16 protein-coding genes are annotated in these 16,817 nt (G+C 67.5%); 10 read left to right on the top strand and 6 right to left on the bottom strand.

Going from position 1 to position 16,817, the window contains the following annotated elements; translation table 11 throughout:
* The first annotated feature begins 29 nt into the window (after positions 1 to 29).
* Positions 30 to 1,205, top strand: a complete 1,176-nt coding sequence (locus ITJ49_RS13095; protein ID WP_194606019.1) for a family 1 glycosylhydrolase — start codon at positions 30 to 32, stop codon at positions 1,203 to 1,205.
* 87 nt (positions 1,206 to 1,292) lie between these two features.
* Complete coding sequence (locus tag ITJ49_RS13090) at positions 1,293 to 2,153, top strand: thioredoxin domain-containing protein (protein WP_194606017.1); 861 nt, start codon at positions 1,293 to 1,295, stop codon at positions 2,151 to 2,153.
* Between the two features lie 255 nt (positions 2,154 to 2,408).
* Here the strand turns inward: ITJ49_RS13090 and ITJ49_RS13085 are convergent, their stop codons facing one another.
* The 4 genes from ITJ49_RS13085 to ITJ49_RS13070 all read right to left on the bottom strand — a co-directional run bounded on the left by ITJ49_RS13085 (position 2,409) and on the right by ITJ49_RS13070 (position 6,781).
* Positions 2,409 to 3,791 carry an MFS transporter gene (locus tag ITJ49_RS13085; protein WP_194606015.1) on the bottom strand — a complete coding sequence of 461 codons (1,383 nt, stop codon included), beginning with the start codon at positions 3,789 to 3,791 and terminating at the stop codon, positions 2,409 to 2,411.
* A gap of 91 nt (positions 3,792 to 3,882) precedes the next feature.
* Positions 3,883 to 4,875: a hypothetical protein gene (locus ITJ49_RS13080; protein ID WP_194606013.1), complete on the bottom strand. Its 993-nt coding sequence runs from the start codon at positions 4,873 to 4,875 to the stop codon at positions 3,883 to 3,885.
* Positions 4,872 to 6,080, bottom strand: a complete 1,209-nt coding sequence (locus ITJ49_RS13075; RefSeq protein WP_194606011.1) for a sensor histidine kinase — start codon at positions 6,078 to 6,080, stop codon at positions 4,872 to 4,874. Before ITJ49_RS13075 ends, ITJ49_RS13080 begins: the two co-directional genes overlap by 4 nt.
* Positions 6,077 to 6,781 carry a response regulator transcription factor gene (locus tag ITJ49_RS13070; RefSeq protein ID WP_228514478.1) on the bottom strand — a complete coding sequence of 235 codons (705 nt, stop codon included), beginning with the start codon at positions 6,779 to 6,781 and terminating at the stop codon, positions 6,077 to 6,079. The genes ITJ49_RS13075 and ITJ49_RS13070 overlap by 4 nt, the downstream gene beginning before the upstream one ends.
* Positions 6,782 to 7,377: 596 nt before the next feature.
* Here ITJ49_RS13070 and dnaK point away from each other — a divergent pair.
* From dnaK to ITJ49_RS13040, 6 genes are all read left to right on the top strand, one after another.
* Positions 7,378 to 9,240, top strand: a complete 1,863-nt coding sequence (gene dnaK / locus ITJ49_RS13065; RefSeq protein ID WP_055961183.1) for a molecular chaperone DnaK — start codon at positions 7,378 to 7,380, stop codon at positions 9,238 to 9,240.
* A 3-nt stretch (positions 9,241 to 9,243) separates the two neighbouring features.
* Positions 9,244 to 9,855 carry a nucleotide exchange factor GrpE gene (locus tag ITJ49_RS13060; protein WP_228514477.1) on the top strand — a complete coding sequence of 204 codons (612 nt, stop codon included), beginning with the start codon at positions 9,244 to 9,246 and terminating at the stop codon, positions 9,853 to 9,855.
* A 94-nt stretch (positions 9,856 to 9,949) separates the two neighbouring features.
* A complete protein-coding gene (locus ITJ49_RS13055) occupies positions 9,950 to 10,945 on the top strand; it encodes a DnaJ C-terminal domain-containing protein (RefSeq protein WP_055961180.1) in 996 nt (331 codons plus the stop codon).
* Between the two features lie 48 nt (positions 10,946 to 10,993).
* Positions 10,994 to 11,404: a heat shock protein transcriptional repressor HspR gene (locus ITJ49_RS13050; protein ID WP_194606009.1), complete on the top strand. Its 411-nt coding sequence runs from the start codon at positions 10,994 to 10,996 to the stop codon at positions 11,402 to 11,404.
* 18 nt (positions 11,405 to 11,422) lie between these two features.
* Entirely contained in the window at positions 11,423 to 12,172 is a 750-nt protein-coding gene (locus tag ITJ49_RS13045) for an aminoglycoside 3'-phosphotransferase (RefSeq protein ID WP_194606007.1), read from the top strand.
* A 64-nt stretch (positions 12,173 to 12,236) separates the two neighbouring features.
* On the top strand, positions 12,237 to 13,811 hold the full coding sequence (locus tag ITJ49_RS13040; protein ID WP_194606005.1) for a glycosyltransferase: 1,575 nt from the start codon (positions 12,237 to 12,239) through the stop codon (positions 13,809 to 13,811).
* Here ITJ49_RS13040 and ITJ49_RS13035 read toward each other — a convergent pair.
* The gene (locus ITJ49_RS13035) at positions 13,801 to 14,478 is read right to left on the bottom strand and encodes a GntR family transcriptional regulator (RefSeq protein WP_194606003.1); all 678 of its coding nucleotides are present in this window, start codon (positions 14,476 to 14,478) and stop codon (positions 13,801 to 13,803) included. The genes ITJ49_RS13040 and ITJ49_RS13035 overlap by 11 nt on opposite strands.
* 190 nt (positions 14,479 to 14,668) lie before the next feature.
* Here ITJ49_RS13035 and ITJ49_RS13030 point away from each other — a divergent pair, with 190 nt between their 5' ends.
* Positions 14,669 to 15,082, top strand: a complete 414-nt coding sequence (locus ITJ49_RS13030) for a hypothetical protein (protein WP_194606002.1) — start codon at positions 14,669 to 14,671, stop codon at positions 15,080 to 15,082.
* Between the two features lie 36 nt (positions 15,083 to 15,118).
* Positions 15,119 to 16,246: a class I SAM-dependent methyltransferase gene (locus ITJ49_RS13025; RefSeq protein WP_194606000.1), complete on the top strand. Its 1,128-nt coding sequence runs from the start codon at positions 15,119 to 15,121 to the stop codon at positions 16,244 to 16,246.
* Here ITJ49_RS13025 and ITJ49_RS13020 read toward each other — a convergent pair.
* Entirely contained in the window at positions 16,221 to 16,640 is a 420-nt protein-coding gene (locus ITJ49_RS13020; RefSeq protein WP_194605998.1) for a pilus assembly protein CpaE, read from the bottom strand. The genes ITJ49_RS13025 and ITJ49_RS13020 overlap by 26 nt on opposite strands.
* Between the last annotated feature and the right edge of the window lie 177 nt (positions 16,641 to 16,817).

The following is a 16,817-nucleotide window of genomic DNA, read 5'->3' as shown; positions in this document are numbered from 1 at the left end:
TTCCCGTTTCCTCCCCGAAAGGAGCACCCGTGCTCACCTTCCCCGATGGCTTCCTGTGGGGTGCCGCCACCGCGGCGCACCAGATCGAAGGCAACAACGTCAACAGCAACTGGTGGGTGCACGAGCACACACCGGGCACCTCGATCGTCGAGCCCTCGGGCGACGCGGCCGACAGCTACCACCGGTTCCGCGACGACATCCGCACCCTCGCGGAGCTCGGGCTGAACAGCTACCGGTTCAGCATCGAGTGGGCCCGCATCGAGCCCGAGCGCGGGTTCGTCTCGCGAGCCGAGCTCGATCACTACCGCCGCATGGTCGACACCTGCCACGAGTTCGGCATCGAGCCGATCGTCACACTGATGCACTTCACCGTGCCGCGCTGGTTCGAGCGCGACGGCTTCTGGCGGGCGAGCGACGCGGCCGACCTCTTCGCCCGCTACACCGAGGCCGCCCTGCCGGTCGTGTCGGAGGGCGTGCGCTACGTCTGCACCATCAACGAGCCCAACATCGCGGCCATGCTCGCCGGGGGAGAGGACGCGTCGAACCTCGTCGCTCATGGCCTGCCCGATCCCGACCTGCAGGTGGCCGACGCCCTCCTGGCCTCGCACAAGCGCTCGCGGGAGGTGCTGTCGCAGGTGTCCGGCCTGAAGACCGGCTGGACTGTCGCGACGCAGGCGTTCAAGGCCGTCGACGAGCCCGGCGCGGCCGAGAAGCTCCGCGAGTACGCGTACCCCCGCGACGACTGGTACCTCGAGAACGCCCGCGGCGACGACTTCGTCGGGGTGCAGGCCTATACGCAGACGTTCATCGGGCCGGAGGGCCCTCGCCCTGTCGCCGAGGGGCTCGAGACGACGCTGACCGGCTGGGAGTTCTATCCGCCCGCCGCCGCCGAGGGCATCCGCGCCGCCTGGGAGCTCAGTGGGCACGTGCCCGTCATGGTCACCGAGAACGGCATCGCCACGGCCGACGACGACCGTCGAATCGCCTACACGCAGGGAGCGCTCGAGGGCATTCACCAAACGATCGAGGAGGGTGTCGACGTTCTTGGATATCAGCACTGGAGTGCACTCGACAACTACGAGTGGGCCTCGGGATTCCGGCCGACGTTCGGGCTCATCGCCTGGAACAAGGAGACGTTCGAGCGCACCCCGAAGCCGAGCGCGCACTGGTACGGCGAGGTGGCGAAGGCGAACGCGATGGGCTGAGACCGAGCGGGGCTGACCTCTCAGCGTTTCGGCATGTAATATTTGTATTCTCTTTTTCGACCGTGCCCCGATCGCGAGGAGAATGCAGTGCCGAACCCCGCCCGCCCCACCAAGCTCGAACGCCGCGAAGCCGCCCGAGAGCGTGCCCGAGCCGCCATGGCGGCGCAAAAAAAGCGCGAACTTCGCCAGAAGCTGCTCGTCCGATCGGGCATTCTCGTCGGCATCGTGGCGTTCGTCGCCGTGGTCGCGCTCGTCATCGTGACCGGCATTAAGCCGGCGGGGCCCGGCCCGCGCAACATGGCGAGCGACGGCATCGTCATCGGCAAGGGGCTCGTGGCTGAGCGCACGGCAGCCCTCGCGGCCGGCCAGGAGCCCACCCCGACGACGACGCCGTCGACTGACAAGGTCGCTCACATTCGCCTCTACAGCGACTTCCTCTGCCCCAACTGCGGAGCGTTCGAGCAGCAGAACGGCGGCTACATCAAGGGTCTCGTGAAGTCGGGCGGGGCGACCATCGAGTACCACCCGATCGCGATCCTCGATCGGGCATCGATGGGCACCGACTACTCGACTCGAGCGGCGAACGCTGCCGCCGCGGTCGCCAACTACTCGCCCGACTCGTACTTCGCGTTCAACGAGGCTCTCTTCGCGGCCCAGCCGGCCGAAAACTCCGCGGGTCTCTCCGACGCTCGACTCAAGGCGCTTGCCGGCGACGTCAAGGGAATCGACCACCTCTCCAGCATCGAGAAGGCCATCGACGACCGCGAGTTCGCGGGCTGGGTGGCCGATGCCACCTCGCGCGCAGGCGACAACGCGATGCAGGGCAGCGACCTGAAAAAATTCATCGGAACGCCCACCGTGATCGTCAACGGCAAGTCCTGGGACGGCACGAAGCTCACCTTTACGGAGTTCGTCACCGCCGCGATCTCTGACTCCACGAAGAACTAGCCGTCACCGCGGCACGCCCGCCCGCCTCGATCGGCGTCAAATTTGATGCCGCGCAAAACGTCTCGACGGGGGTGCCACCTCCCGCGAGTGCGGCGGCGACACCTGGCGCCGACCGACGTATTCCTCGGGTCGACGAATGCCGCCAAATGTCGTCCGATAGGCAGCCCGCCGAGCATTTGGCGGCACTCGGCACGCGGCCCGCGACGCGGCCAGCGCGGCCGGCCCGGCCGGCCCGGCCAGCACCGACCCAGCGGCTCAGTCGATCGCGCGCTGAGTCGCGTGCACCCGAGTCATGAGCACCAGCCCGACAGTGAGCACGATGGCGATGCCGATCGCCCCGAACCGGGTGTCGCCGGTCAGCGTGACGAACAGCGTGAACAGGGCCGGCGCCATGAAGCTGACGGCGCGGCCGGTCGTCGCGTAGAGCCCAAATATCTCGCCTTCGCGCCCGGGCGGGGTCACCCGGGCCAAGAACGAGCGGCTCGACGACTGGGCTGGGCCCACGAACAGCGAGAGGAAGAGGCCGCAGGCCCAGAACCCCGCCTTGCCGTCACCGACGAAGAGGATCGCGACGGCCGCCACCACGAGACCTCCGACGCACACGACGATGATCGTCTTTGCGCCGAGGCGGTCGTCGAGGCGCCCTGCCAAGAAGGCCCCGGTGCCGGCGACTACGTTTGCGGCAACGGCGAAGTAGAGCACCTCGGTCGGCGTGAAGCCGAAGACTACCGCCGCGATGATCGCGCCGAACGTGAAGACGGCCGCGATGCCGTCGCGGTAGACGGCGGAGGCCGCCAGGAAGAGCAGCACCTGCGGGTTCTTGCGGTAGAGCTCGGCGATCGTCCGGCCGATGCGTCGGTACGAGCCGAGCACGCTCAGGCGGTCCCGGGCCGGGCCGGTCGGCGGCATCTCCGGAACGGCGAGAAACAGCGGCACGGCGAACAGGGCGAACCAGGCCGCCGAGGCGAGGATCGCGAATCGCACCGTCCACACGCCGCCGGCGATCGATGAGTCGAGGCCGAGCAGTCCCGCGTGCCCCTCGACACCGAAGCTCTGGATGAACAGCACGAGCAGGATCACGAGCAGCACGATGCCGCCGAGGTAGCCGGCGCCCCATCCCCAGCTCGAGACGCGCCCGACGTTCTTCGGGGTCGACACCTGCACCAGCATCGCGTTGTAGTTGACGTTCGCGAACTCGATCACGACGCTGCCGAGAGCCAGCAGGCACGCCCCGAGCAGCAGGTACGAGGGGATCGGCGCCACGAACACCATCGCGATCATGACCACGATCACGATGCCGGTGTTCACGCCCAGCCAGAGCTTTCGCTTGCCGGTTCCGTCGGAGCGCTGTCCGAGGAGAGGGGCGAGCAACGCGATGAGCAGCCCCGCGACGGTCAGTGCCGTCGACACGACCGAGGCGTTGTGCGCTTTCGCGGCGACCAGGGCCGCGTTCGAGGCGTTGGAGCCGGCCGCCGCCACGATGTCGGGGGAGACGAACGAGTTGGAGGCGAGGTAGGTCGAGAAGACGAACGTGATGACGATCGTGTTGAATCCCGCCGAGCCGGCGTCCCACAGCGCCCACGAGACGATGCGCCGGCGCGGAACCGGGGTGGTGTCAGCCAGCGTCGCCTGAGTCATGTCGCGACGATATCCCGTCGGGGAGCCAGGGCGCTACCGCGGCCGGATGAACGGTGTCGGCGACAGCCCACCGGCGCGGAACGCCCCGGCGTCATTCTTCGGGGATGGCGACGCGTGTCGTCGACTCCCCGTCGGAGGCGAGCACGGTGGCGACGGAGTCTCGGCCCTCGGGCAGGAGCCGGGCGACCACCCGGCCCCCGGTTGCCGCGTCGAGGTGCTCGACCACCACCGACTCGACGCGTTCACGCACGCTCTCCGATACCTCGGCCCCGTGACGGTCGTCGAGCAGCGACACGTCGATGCCGCGGGCGCGAGCCCGGGTCGCCGCGTCCGTCACGCGAGTCGTCGCCAGGTTGCTGGCCCGGAGCTGATCCCGCAGACCCGCTTCGACGAGCGCGAATGCCTGTCGGTCGTCCTCGGTGATCCGCTCCGCCGAGAGGAGCCGTTCGAGCGCCGGCGTGGCCAGGTGTCGCAGCTGCTCGAGGCGGGTGTTCTGCTCTTCGAGGGCCGCGGTGGCCGCCGCTTCGGAGCGCACACGGCTGAGCTCGATCCGCTGTAGTCGCCGGATCGCCCTCCTGGTGCGGCTGAGCAGGAGCGAGAAGAGCCAGACGACGAGCACGAGGGCGGCGGAGCGGATTACGAAGCCGATACCGGCGGCCGCCCCTCGTCCGACCTCGACGCTCCAGACGATCGTCAGGCCGGTCATGATGCCGAAGCCGATCCAGGTCCATCCCGGCCGGCCCCTCAGGGTGAGCAGGAACAGCACAAACGACACCGCGCCCCAGTGCCAGGTCGCCCAGCCCGGCCAGCCCCGGTCCGGCAGGTTCCAGGCGTTGAGCGAGCCGAGCGTCGTCAGGCCGACCACGACGAGCGTGAGCCGCAGCGGGAAGGGCTCTTCGGCCGGCAGCGTGACGAGATAGCCCGCGAGCAGAATGCACGCGAGGGCGACCAGCGTCAGGGCCGGCACGGTGTCCTGCGGGAGGCCGTAGAGGGCCACGGCGATGTGGGTCAGCGCGAACAGGCCGAAGAGGAGAGTCGTCGCGGCCCCGGTGAGGCGGAGGAACGACGGAGCGCTGGTCGTCACGAGGTCATCTCCGACCGCCAGCCGATCGTCACCCGGGTGCCGGTGCCGCGCCCGCTGTCGACGTCGGCATAGCCGCCGGGCAGAGTGGACATGCGGTTCAGGATGCTGACACGCACCCCGAGGCGCTCCGGCGGGATCCTTCGGCTGTTGAATCCGACGCCGTCGTCTGTCACGCCGATTTCGATGCCCGAGGTCGCCGTTCGCACGCTGACCCGTCGTGTGACCTCGGCTCGACCCTGCCCCGCATGCCGGAGGGAGTTGCGAAGGGCTTCCGCTGTCGCCTCGAGAAGCGCCTGAGCGATGTCGGAGGGAATGCGTGCCTCGTTGACCGACATCTCGAACTCGATTCCACTCGACTGCGACGAGACCGACGATCGAAGTCGCCCGACGAACTCGTCGCCGCTCAGCAGCTCGCTCGGCGGGAGGGCGTCTTCGCTCAGGGTTGCGAGCGTGGTCGCGGCGAGAGTGCGGAGCGCCGGGGTCGGCACGTCGTCGGCGCGGGAGGCGATGAGCAGAGCCGACAGCACGTGATCGTGCACGAGAGCATCGATGCGGATCCGCTGCTGCACCCGGGCGGTCGTCTCCGCCTCCCGGGAGGTCTTGATCTGCGCGGCGGCGGCGGCCTCGTCCAATCGGCGCGCGCTCGATCGGCTGACCAGGGTGATCGCGACGAAGACCGTGTCGAAGAACGTGTTGTAGAGCAGGTCGAGCCCCGCGACCGCGAGCCCCTCGTCGGGCGCTGTGAGTGAGCGGATCACGCCGGAGGTGATGCCGGTCACGACGACGTACGGCCAGATCGTCCGTTGGCGCGCCCCGATGGCGAGAGCGATTGCGGGAATCGCCATGAGGTCGTTGGTCCACGGCGAACCGTCGTCGGGCAGGGGTGGCCGCGCGAAGAGGGGGAAGGTGACCATCACGGCCAGGAACACGAGCGCGTACGCGCCGGCGATCCGATTCAGGATCCGAAGCGGCAACCAGAGAGACGTCGTCGCGAGCACGACCGGGCCGCCGGCCGCGAGCAGGTAGGCGACGAGGGCCCACCCGTGCTCCATGGCTTCGATCTGAGCCGCCGCTTTGCCGAAGCCGACTCCGAGATACACCAGCCCCCCGATGCCGATTGAGAGGTAGATGATGCGGAGGACGCGGCGTTCCGCTTCGCCCGCGTCGTCGAGGGCCGATCCGCCGCGAGGAGCCGGGGCCGTCACTCTCGGCGCGCGGGCAGGTCGCCGCCGATGAGGCCGTCCTCGGCGGCGCGCCGGTGCAGATCGACTTTGGTGTGGGCGGGGCGCCCGGCGTTGGCGTACTTCGCCCGGATCCTCGAGACGTAGTTGGCCACCGTCGACTTCGAGAGGCCGGTCAGGTAGGCGACCGACTGCGCTTTCTCGCCGGAGGCGTAGAGCGCGAGGATCTCTTGCTCGCGGGCGCTGAGCCCGGCGTCGGCGAGCCCCGCGTCGCCGTCGATCGCGGCGGCCCAGTCGAGGCCGGCGACCGTCTCGCCGCTCGCCGCCGCGCGGATCGCCTCGACCAGTTCGTCGACGGGCTGCGACTTGCGGACGATCCCGAGCACACCCGCCTTCGCTGCGTCGCGGATGGCCTGCGGGTCTTCTGCCGCGGTGAGGATCAGCACGTCGATCCCTGCCGCGGCAAGCTGACGGATGTTGTCTGTGGCGCTCGAACCGTCGCCGAGCCGGAGGTCGAGCACGACCAGGTCGACCGGGGCGGCCACGAAATCGAGTTCGCGGACGGTTGCGGCCACGGTCACAACGTCGATGTCGGCGTACTGTCGCAGAAGTTCGGCGAAGCCGACGGCGACGATCTCGTGGTCTTCGACCAGGGCGACGCGCAGCACGGGAAGGCGCAGGCTGTCGGCGATTTCGGTGCGGTCGGCGGGCATCGGGTTGCTCATCGGTCCTCCTGCACGAAGTCTAGGGTTCGTCGATTTCGGAGAAAACCCCCAGCTCGGTGGGTATACCCCCCGTTCGGGTGCCAGCACATGTGATTCTGTCGAACTGAATGGGTTGGTGCGATTCTGATCTCGTCGGAAGAGACGCCGACCTCGATGCCCGAATCATCGAGACGCTCAGAGGGGCTGCCGCGCCAACTGTGGGGAAACCGATCGACCGGCCGGGGGGCCACGGTCCGGATCCCTACGTCGCGGCAGCCCTCACCCGTCTCTCGGCAGACCGCCGACGGGGAGCATCGAATTCGTCCGCTCTCGCCCGCTCGCAGGCTTTGATAGTCGCCGCGCGGAGGCCTCGGGTCACCCGGTGCCGCGATCGGTCTCGACGCGGAAGTAGACCCAACCCTGTCAAAAGGGCCGCTCCGTCGCCGGAGCGGTCATCCGACTTTTCTTAGAGTTGAGTCCACGTTGCTCAAGTTTTGACCATTCAACTTGACGTGGAGAAGTCGATGCGTAAACTTGAGCCAGTCGGACTCAACCCCGATCCTCAGATTTGTTCGGCTGCCTTGCGCAGCACCCGCACGACGAAGGAGAACAGCCACATGGCACGTGCAGTAGGAATCGACCTCGGTACCACCAACTCGGTGGTGGCCGTCCTCGAAGGTGGCGAGCCCACCGTTATCGCCAACGCCGAGGGTCTTCGCACGACCCCCTCGGTCGTGGCGTTCACCAAAGACGGCGAGGTGCTGGTCGGTGAGACCGCCAAGCGCCAGAACGTCACCAACGTCGACCGCACCATCGCGTCGGTCAAGCGTCACGTCGGCACCGACTGGAAGGTCGAGATCGACGACAAGAAGTACACCCCGCAAGAGATCTCGGCGCGCATCCTCGGCAAGCTGAAGCGCGACGCCGAGCAGTACCTCGGCGAAGACGTGACCGACGCCGTCATCACCGTCCCCGCCTACTTCAACGACTCCGAGCGTCAGGCGACGAAGGAGGCCGGCGAGATCGCGGGCCTCAACGTGCTTCGCATCATCAACGAGCCGACCGCCGCCGCTCTCGCCTACGGCCTCGACAAGGGCAAAGAAGACGAGCTCATCCTGGTCTTCGACCTCGGTGGCGGAACCTTCGACGTCTCCCTCCTCGAGGTGGGCAAAGACGACGACTTCTCCACCATCCAGGTGCGCTCGACCTCGGGTGACAACCGCCTCGGCGGCGACGACTGGGACAACCGCATCGTCGAGCACCTCATCAAGAAGTTCAAAGACGCGAACGGCGTCGACCTCTCGACCGACAAGATCGCCAAGCAGCGGCTCAAAGAGGCCGCGGAGCAGGCGAAGAAGGAGCTCAGCTCCTCGACCTCGACGAGCATTCAGCTCCCGTACCTCACGCTGACGGCAGAGGGTCCGCTCAACCTCGACGAGACGATCTCGCGCTCGCAGTTCGAGCAGTGGACCTCCGACCTTCTCGACCGCACCAAGAAGCCGTTCAACGACGTCATCAAGGAGGCCGGCGTCAAGGTCTCCGACATCTCGCATGTTGTGCTCGTGGGTGGTTCCACCCGCATGCCCGCCGTGACCGAGGTCGTCAAGCAGCTGACCGGTGGCCAGGAGCCCAACAAGGGCGTCAACCCTGACGAGGTCGTCGCCGTCGGAGCAGCCCTCCAGGCCGGCGTCCTCAAGGGAGAGCGCAAAGACGTCCTCCTCATCGACGTCACGCCCCTGTCGCTCGGTATCGAGACCAAGGGTGGCGCGATGACCAAGCTCATCGAGCGCAACACGGCCATCCCGACCAAGCGCAGCGAGACCTTCACCACGGCCGACGACAACCAGCCGTCCGTAGCGATTCAGGTGTTCCAGGGCGAGCGCGAGTTCACCCGCGACAACAAGAACCTCGGCACCTTCGAGCTCACGGGTATCGCTCCGGCGCCCCGCGGCATCCCGCAGGTCGAGGTCACCTTCGACATTGACGCCAACGGCATCGTGCACGTGTCGGCGAAAGACAAGGGCACCGGCAAAGAGCAGTCGATGGTCATCTCGGGCGGCTCGTCGCTGTCGAAAGATGACATCGACCGCATGGTCCGCGAGGCCGAAGAGCACGCAGCCGAAGACAAGGCCCGCCGTGAGGCGAACGAGGTCCGCAACAACGGCGAGCAGATGGTCTACTCCATCGAGAAGCTCCTCAAGGAGAACGACGAGAAGCTTCCTGCCGATGTGAAGACCGAGGTCCAGGCCGACGTCGACGCGCTGAAGACGGCTCTCGCCGGCGACGACGAGGCGGCCATCAAGCCGGCCGTCGACAAGCTCTCCGAGTCGCAGCAGAAGATCGGTCAGGCGCTCTATGCGTCCGACCAGGCCTCCGCTTCGGCACCCACCGACGAGCAGCCGGCTGATGGCCAGGCTCAGGGCGACGACGAAGACATCGTCGACGCCGAGGTCGTCGACGACGAAGACGACAAGAAGTAGCCGATGGTTGACGAGAAGAACGGCGCTCCCGACGAGGAGCCCACCGTGCCCGCCGCCGATCAGCCGCAGCCCGGTGAAGCGACTCCCTCCGAAGACGGCGGCACCGCCGACGTCGACGGCGCGGAGGAGCTCATCGAGGCCGAGGGCCCCGATGTCGAACTGAGCACCGAAGACGAGGCCATCCTCGATCAGGCGTCGGTCGACCTCGTGGCTGACATGCGCCAAGACATGCTCCGTGCTCAGGCCGAGCTGGTGAACTTCCGCAAGCGCGTCGAGCGTGACCGCGAAGCCAACCGCGACGCCGTGATCGCCGAGGTCGTCCGGGCGGTACTGCCGGCCCTCGACGACCTCAGCCGTGCCGAGCAGCACGGCGACCTCGCCGACGGGCCCATGGTGGTCATCGCGCAGAAGCTCCGCGGCGGGTTCGACCGCTTCGGGCTGACGCAGATCGGTGCCAAGGGCGACGTGTTCGACCCAAAGATCCACGAGGCGATCGTCCAGCTCCCGACGGCCGACGTCACGGTCAACACCGTGGCCGACGTCATCGAGCCGGGCTACACCCTCGGTGACCGAGTCCTTCGGGCGGCCAAGGTCGCCGTCTCGGTCCCGGCCTAACACCACCAGCACTACCGGCGGCGGGTCCCCTCGGGGGCCCGCCGCCCATACTTGGAACCAGCAGACTTCTGAAACACACGAAAGGCGGCGCCCCTTGGCCAGCCAGGATTGGTTCGACAAAGACTTCTACGCCGTTCTCGGCGTCTCGAAAGACGTCACCCCGGCCGAGCTCAAGAAGGTCTACCGCAAGCTCGCCCGCAAGTACCACCCCGACTCGAACCCGGGCGACGCGGCGGCCGAAGCGAAGTTCAAAGAGATCTCCGAAGCCCACTCGGTGCTCTCCGACGCGGAGCAGCGCAAAGAATACGACCAGATCCGCGCCATGGGGTCGGGGGCCCGATTCACGGCCGGTTCCGGCGCTCAAGGCGGTGGCGGTGGCGGTTTCGAAGACGTCTTCGGCGGCATGTTCGGCCAGCAGGGCGGCGGTCGACGCACCTCGGGTGGCGGCGGTGGCGGCTTCGAAGACATCTTCAGCGGGATGTTCGGCGGCGGCGGCTTCGGGCAGACCTCGGGCGGCTACCGCGGCTACGGCGGGCCCACCAAGGGTCGCGACATCGTCGCCTCCACGACGCTCGATTTCCGCACCGCCATCGGAGGCGACACGATCACTCTCACGCAGGCGCAGGGCAAGCCGATCAAGGTGCGCATCCCCGCGGGCGTGCACGACGGCCAGAAGATCCGCCTCCGTGGCCGCGGAGAGCCGAGTGCCGACGGCGGCGAATCCGGCGACATCGTTCTGACGGTGGCTGTGCGACCGCACCCGATCTTTGAGCGCGACGGCCTCAACCTCCGTCTCGACGTTCCTGTGACCTTCGCCGAGGCGGCGCTCGGGGCGACCATCGAGGTTCCGACGCTCGGTGGCGAGCCGGTCCGGCTGCGCGTTGCTCCGGGCACCCCGAGCGGGCGCGTCCTGCGAGTAAAGGGGCGCGGCGTCGATGCGAAAGACGGCAAGGGAGACCTGCTGGCAACCGTGCAGGTCGCGGTTCCCTCGCACCTCAGTGACCGGGCTCGCGAGGCCGTCGAGGCTCTGGCCGAGGCGCTTCCCGGCGAGAACCCCCGGAGCGACTTGCTCGATCGAGCGCGTCAGTAGCGACCACTCCTGCAGCAGAAGTCCACCGAACCGATGCGGAGGCCCGCCATGGATGAACACTCCCCGATCTTCGCGATCGCGGTCGCGGCCGAGCTCGCCGAGATGCACCCGCAGACGCTGAGGCAGTACGACCGACTGGGGCTCGTCACCCCGACGCGAACAGCCGGCAAGTCTCGGCGGTATTCGATGCGCGACGTCAATCAGCTGCGGGAGATCTCGAGGCTGAGCGGTGAGGGTGTCAGCCTGGAAGGAATCAAAAGGATCCTCGAGCTCGAGAATCAGGTCACCGCACTTCAGTCGCGGGTCCGCGAGCTCGAATCGGCTTTGGCCGACGAATTGCTCAACCGGCCGGGGTCGCGTGTCTTCGCGGCATCGCAGCACGGGGGTGCCGTTCCCCTTCGGCATGGCGCCCGGCCTCAACGCCCCACAGCAGTCGTCCTCTGGCGCCCGCACGGCTGATCCTGCGAGCATGCTCTGATGAAGGTAGCTCAGCTGCCGAGTGGTCCGGTCGCGGTTCCCCCGCGGATCGACGAGCTCGCGGCCGGTGCCGAGATCACGCCCGTCTGGCTCAACGAGGTCGGTGGTCTGACGTTCCAGCTCGGTGACGGAGCGACGCGCCGATTCGCGAAGTGGGCACCTCGCGGCCGCGGTCTCGACCTCCGCGCCGAAGAGGAGCGCCTCGGCTGGGCCGTCTCCTACACCCCCGTGCCGAGAGTGCTGGCCTCGGGTCGCGACTCCGATGCCGACTGGCTCGTGACGGAGGGGCTCCCGGGTCGCAGCGCCGTCGACGCACGGTGGCGTGCCGAGCCGGAGCGCGCGGTCGCGGCGTTGGGCACGGGCCTGCGGCGGCTGCACGACGCGCTGCCGGTGGACGAGTGCCCGTTCGACTGGTCGGTCGAGATGCGACTGGGGCGGTCTGAGAAGGCGACCACGAAGGATCCTGCGCTTCTCCCGTTCGGCCCCGTCCCTTCCGTCGATCGTCTCGTGGTCTGTCACGGCGACCCGTGCGCCCCCAACACCCTCATCGCCGATGACGGGAGCTGGGCGGGCCACGTCGATCTGGATGCGATGGGAGTTGCTGACCGCTGGGCTGATATCGCTGTGGCCACGATGAGTCTGGAGTGGAACTACGGCGCAGGTTGGGACGATCTCTTTCTGCAGGCCTACGGTGTGAAGCCCGATGGGCAGAGAACCGCGTTCTATCGCTCTCTCTGGAACGGCACCTGAGATCGACACCTAAATCAGCCCTAGGTATGAATATCCGAAATACTATCGAGCCTAGGATCGAGCTATGACCCTGACGCAGACAAGTCCCGCGGTCCAGAACCCGACCCAGACCCGATCTCCGGGTGCCGGCCGCACCCCGGTTCGCCGCCTTACCTTGGCCGTGGCGCAGGCCTACTTCGTCGCCAATGTTGTCGCCTGGATCGCCCTCTGCGCTCTGGCGATCGCTGGCATCCTCGTTGTGCGCCAGCCCCTCGACGCGATCGACGTGGTCGTCGCACTCCCGCTGGGGCTAGGTATCGGCACTGTCTGGCTGGGCGGGCTCCGCGCCTACGCGTTCTTCCTTGCCCGCCGTCCTCTCCGCCGGGCGCGAGCCGCGTCGGTGCCTGAGTCGTCGGGTTCCTCGTCTCGGGTCGCATTGCTCTACTGCACGGCCGACGACGTCAACCCTGAGGCTCTTCGCCTCTCGGCCCGGCAGACTCACGACGACGTGACGGTGGTCATTCTCGACGACTCCTCCTCGGTCGACGCGCGTGCCACCGTCGATCGTCTCGCCATCGAACTGGGTGCGCTCGTCGTTCGGCGTGAGATCAAGACGGGCTTCAAGGCCGGCAATCTCAACCATTTCCTTCGCACCGGACCGCGGTTCGAGCACTACGCGATCCTCGACAGCGACGAGATCCTGCAACCCACCTTCGTCGAGCGGGCGCTCGATCACTTCGCTGCGGGTGGCGCGGGCGACCCCATCGGCGTCGTCCAGGGTCGCCATGAGGCGAAGGTGGGCGACACCCAGTTCACCAGCGAGTTCGCGCCCATGCTCGGCACCCATGTCGCCACGAACCAGCTGTCGCGTTCGGCGGTCGGCTTCTCGATGTTCATGGGTCGCGGGGCGCTATTGAGCGATGCCGTCGTTCGCGCCACCGGCGGGTTTCCCGAGGTCGTCGCCGAAGACGTCGCGTTCACGATCCAGGCACGCGAGGCCGGGTTCCGCGTGAAGTACGCCCCCGACATCGTCAGCGTCGAAGACTTCCCGATCGACTATCACGCCTTCAAGAAGCAGCACGGCAAGATGGTGCAGGGGGCCACAGAGCTCATTCGCCATTTCGCGCTACCGGCTCTCCGCTCGAGAATGAGCGCGGCTGAAAAACTCGACCTCCTCGCCGAGCTCGTCATGATCCCGCTCGGTTCGCTGCTCGGCATCCTCCTGTTCGCGACCTCGCTCGTAACTTCCTCTCTCGGGGTTCCGCTGTTCTCCCCGTGGGTCGGCTTCGGGCTCGCGGTGAGCGGCCTAGCGCCACTCCTGCCGGAGGCGATTCGCCGCACGAGTCGATCAACTCCCTGGACCGGAGCAGTCTTCCTCAGCCGCGCTTTCGCGCTCTACAGCTCGATGTTCTGGACCACCCTGCGCTCGGTCGTCCACGTCGTCATCGGGCGTCGCGCCCTGTTTGTGATCACGCCGAAGCGTCGATCGGCTGCGGGCTGGCGGGCCACCGTCTTGGCCGACCTGATCGTGGCCGTAGTGGCGCTCGCTGTGTCTTTCGCCCTCTCGGGGTCGTTCGCGCCGGCGATGACGGCCGTAGCGGCTGCGGCTGCTGCGATCTATCTCACTCGCTTCAGCGGGCGGGCGGTCGTTACGAGCTGACGCGCTGGGGTTCCGGGCTTGTGACGGGCAGCTGGTGCAGCCTCTCGGCGGCCAACTCCGCCGCTATCGCGTCTCCGGCCTCGACGGCAGACCGCAGATCACGGAACGACTGCGCGAGGTCAGCCCAGTTGAAGATGCGCACCAGGTTAGGCAGGCGCAGTTTGAAGGCCAGGCCTGCGCTCGTGTCGTGGCACAGCTTGATCAGGTGCGAGTTGCCGCACTGCTCGACGAAGAGGTCGAAGGTTGCCAGAGTGTGCACGTTGAGAGCCGGAACATCACGGCGCTCGAGGTCGGTCAGGCACGAATCCAGAGAGTCGAGGATCCGCGCCCGCACGTCATCCACGAGAAGTGGCGTGGCGAGGCGCACGGCCCCGCCGAAGATCACCCCGAGCGTCTGCACGACCTCGAAGGCCTCCTCGGGCCGCGGCGACGCGACCCGTGTGTAGCGGTTCGGCATCACCTCGATCAGGCCAGCGTGTTCGAGATCGTTCAGGGCCTCGCGGATGGGGGTGCGCGAGCAGCCGAGCCATTCGGCGAGTTCGTCGTCGGACAGGCGCTCGCCGGGAGTGAATGTGCCGTCGAGGATTGCGCGTCTGATCTCGTGGCGAATTTTGTCGCGCATGAGCATGCGCGGGCTGGAGGGGGAGCTGACGATGGGGACAGGCATGACTCTCTCCTGGTCAAGGTGCGAATGATCTGTTCACTCTTCTAGCCGGCTGTATATCTGTCAAGTACTTCATTAAGAATGCAGAATAAGAAGTGAACGGCAACTCCGAGGCGACCGAACGGTTCGATACCGCCGCACGACGGCCGGGCCATGTCTCGACAGGGCTGCCTAGTGCTCCTAGAGTTCACCCATGAAGAAGGTGTCAGGGGCTGTCTCTCATCCTCTCGTCGTCGAAGAGCCGCTCGTCCTCACCGGCACAGCGTTGCGGGGTGCTCTCGTCTGTGACGGAGGGTCGCTCGATCTTCGGGGTGCCGTGGCCGACAAGCTCACGATCGAACCGGGTGGTTACGTCTTGCTCAGCGGCACGTGCACCGGCTCGATCGTCGTCCATCCGGGCGCTCTGCTTGAGATTTCAGGCACGGTCACCGGCGAGATCACCCGCAACGACGGCGAGGTGTGGGCAATGGCCGGAGCCACAATCGGCGGCCGGATGGTCGGCAGCGGCGGCTTCTTCGTCGCAGCAGTCCCCGAAGCGGCGCCCGTGCTCGATCCGCCGCGATTCCGCATCGCCGGGCAAGGGCCCCTCGTCGACGTCGTCGCCTGAGTCGGGCACGCCGGGCCGCCCCCCTAGGGTTGAACCATGTTTTTCGACTTCGCCGACCTCCGCCGCCGCCCCGACTTCGAAGCCGCGAACCTCGTCGCCGTCGACGCGACCGACCGCCTCCTCCTCGACGAAGCCGCCTCGGCGCTCGGCGCGGCTTCTGTGGGCCAGGTCGTCGTCATCGGTGATCACTACGGCGCGCTGACGCTCGGCGCAGCGGCCCTCCACGGCCTGACGGGCATTCGCGTGCACCAGGATCCCGTCGTCGGCGAACTCGCGCTCGGCCTCAATGCCGACGAAGCGGGCCTTGCCGGCACCTACACCCAGCACCCGCTTAACGAGAGCCTCGTGGCGGGCGCCCGGGTCGTGCTCCTCCAGCTTCCCCGCAGTCTCGCCGCCCTCGACGAGATCGCCGGCCTGATTGCGCGCCACGCCGATCCCGAGGTCGTCGTCTTCGCGGGCGGCCGCCTCAAGCACATGGCCACCACGATGAACGACGTGCTCCGTGAGCACTTCGAGGTGCTGTACGCGGGCCTCGCCCGGCAAAAGTCGCGGGTGCTCACGGCATCCCAGCCTGTCTCCCCACCGGTCGAGTCGACCTGGCCGCGCACGCAGCACCACGACGACCTCGGGCTCGAGATTGCCGCGTTCGGTGGCACATTCGCCGGCGCGAAGATCGATATCGGCACCAGGGCGCTGCTCGAGGTCCTGCCGCAGGCGGTGCCCGGGGCCGAGACGATCGTCGACCTCGGGTGCGGGTCGGGTGTACTCGCCGTGGCCGCGGCGGTCGCGCGCCCGTCCGCGCAGATCGTGGCAAGCGACCAGTCGGCAGCGGCGGTGGCATCGACGCGAGCGACTGCCGAGGCGAATGGGGTGGCCGAGCGGGTGACCGTGGTGCGTGACGATGCCCTGTCGAGTCAGCCCGACGCATCCTTCGATCTGGTGCTGCTCAACCCGCCGTTCCACGTCGACGCGGCAGTGGAGCCGGGCGTCGCGCTCAAGCTCTTCGAGGCGGCTGCCCGCGTGCTCAAGCCGGGTGGTGAGCTCTGGACGGTCTACAACTCGCACCTGAAACACCGCGACACCCTGCAGGAGGTCGTCGGCGAGACGCGTCAGGTGACGCGCAACCCGAAGTTCACGGTCACGGCGTCGGTTCGTCGGGGCTGATCTCGAGGCTCGACTTGATGTAGTCGAGCAAGGCGAGGGCGTAGGCGCTTTCGGCGTCGGTCGCCGAGTAGCTGTCGAGCTGGGTCTCGACGGTGAAGTCGGTGCCCTGGTGGGTGAGCGAGCGGAATGACGGGCCCAGAAGGATCCGCAGCTGGTCTTCTCGAGGAAGCCAGAGTGAGTCGTCGGCCGCCACCGAGTCGAGCGCCCACTCGGTGGTGCCGTTGAAGCCGAGCACGGTCGTGCCCGAGTAGTCGTGCGCTTCGATCGTCATCTCGCTGATCGTGAACACTTCGTCGGCGAATTCGTCGCCGTCGATCGCGAAGCGGTCTCCGGGGGCGGGGTGCCACCGGAGCCCCGCGTCGCGGAGGGCTCGGGCCAGAGCTGCGGTGATCATCCGCTCATTGTGCTCTGGGGAGGATGGGAGAGTACGGCAGATGCCGGCCGCCCCGTTGAGGCGACCGGCATCTGTTGTCGGTGGAATCTAGTGAGCGCGAGGTGCGAAGTTGCGGAGTTCGGTTTTCTTTTCGGTGGTGGTGCCTTTGTCGGCGATGAAGTCGAGGGAGTAGGTGTA

Source organism: Frondihabitans sp. VKM Ac-2883 (assembly GCF_015350875.1).
In the GTDB taxonomy this organism is placed as follows: Bacteria; Actinomycetota; Actinomycetes; order Actinomycetales; family Microbacteriaceae; genus Frondihabitans.
This window is presented reverse-complemented; position numbering and strand designations above follow the sequence as displayed.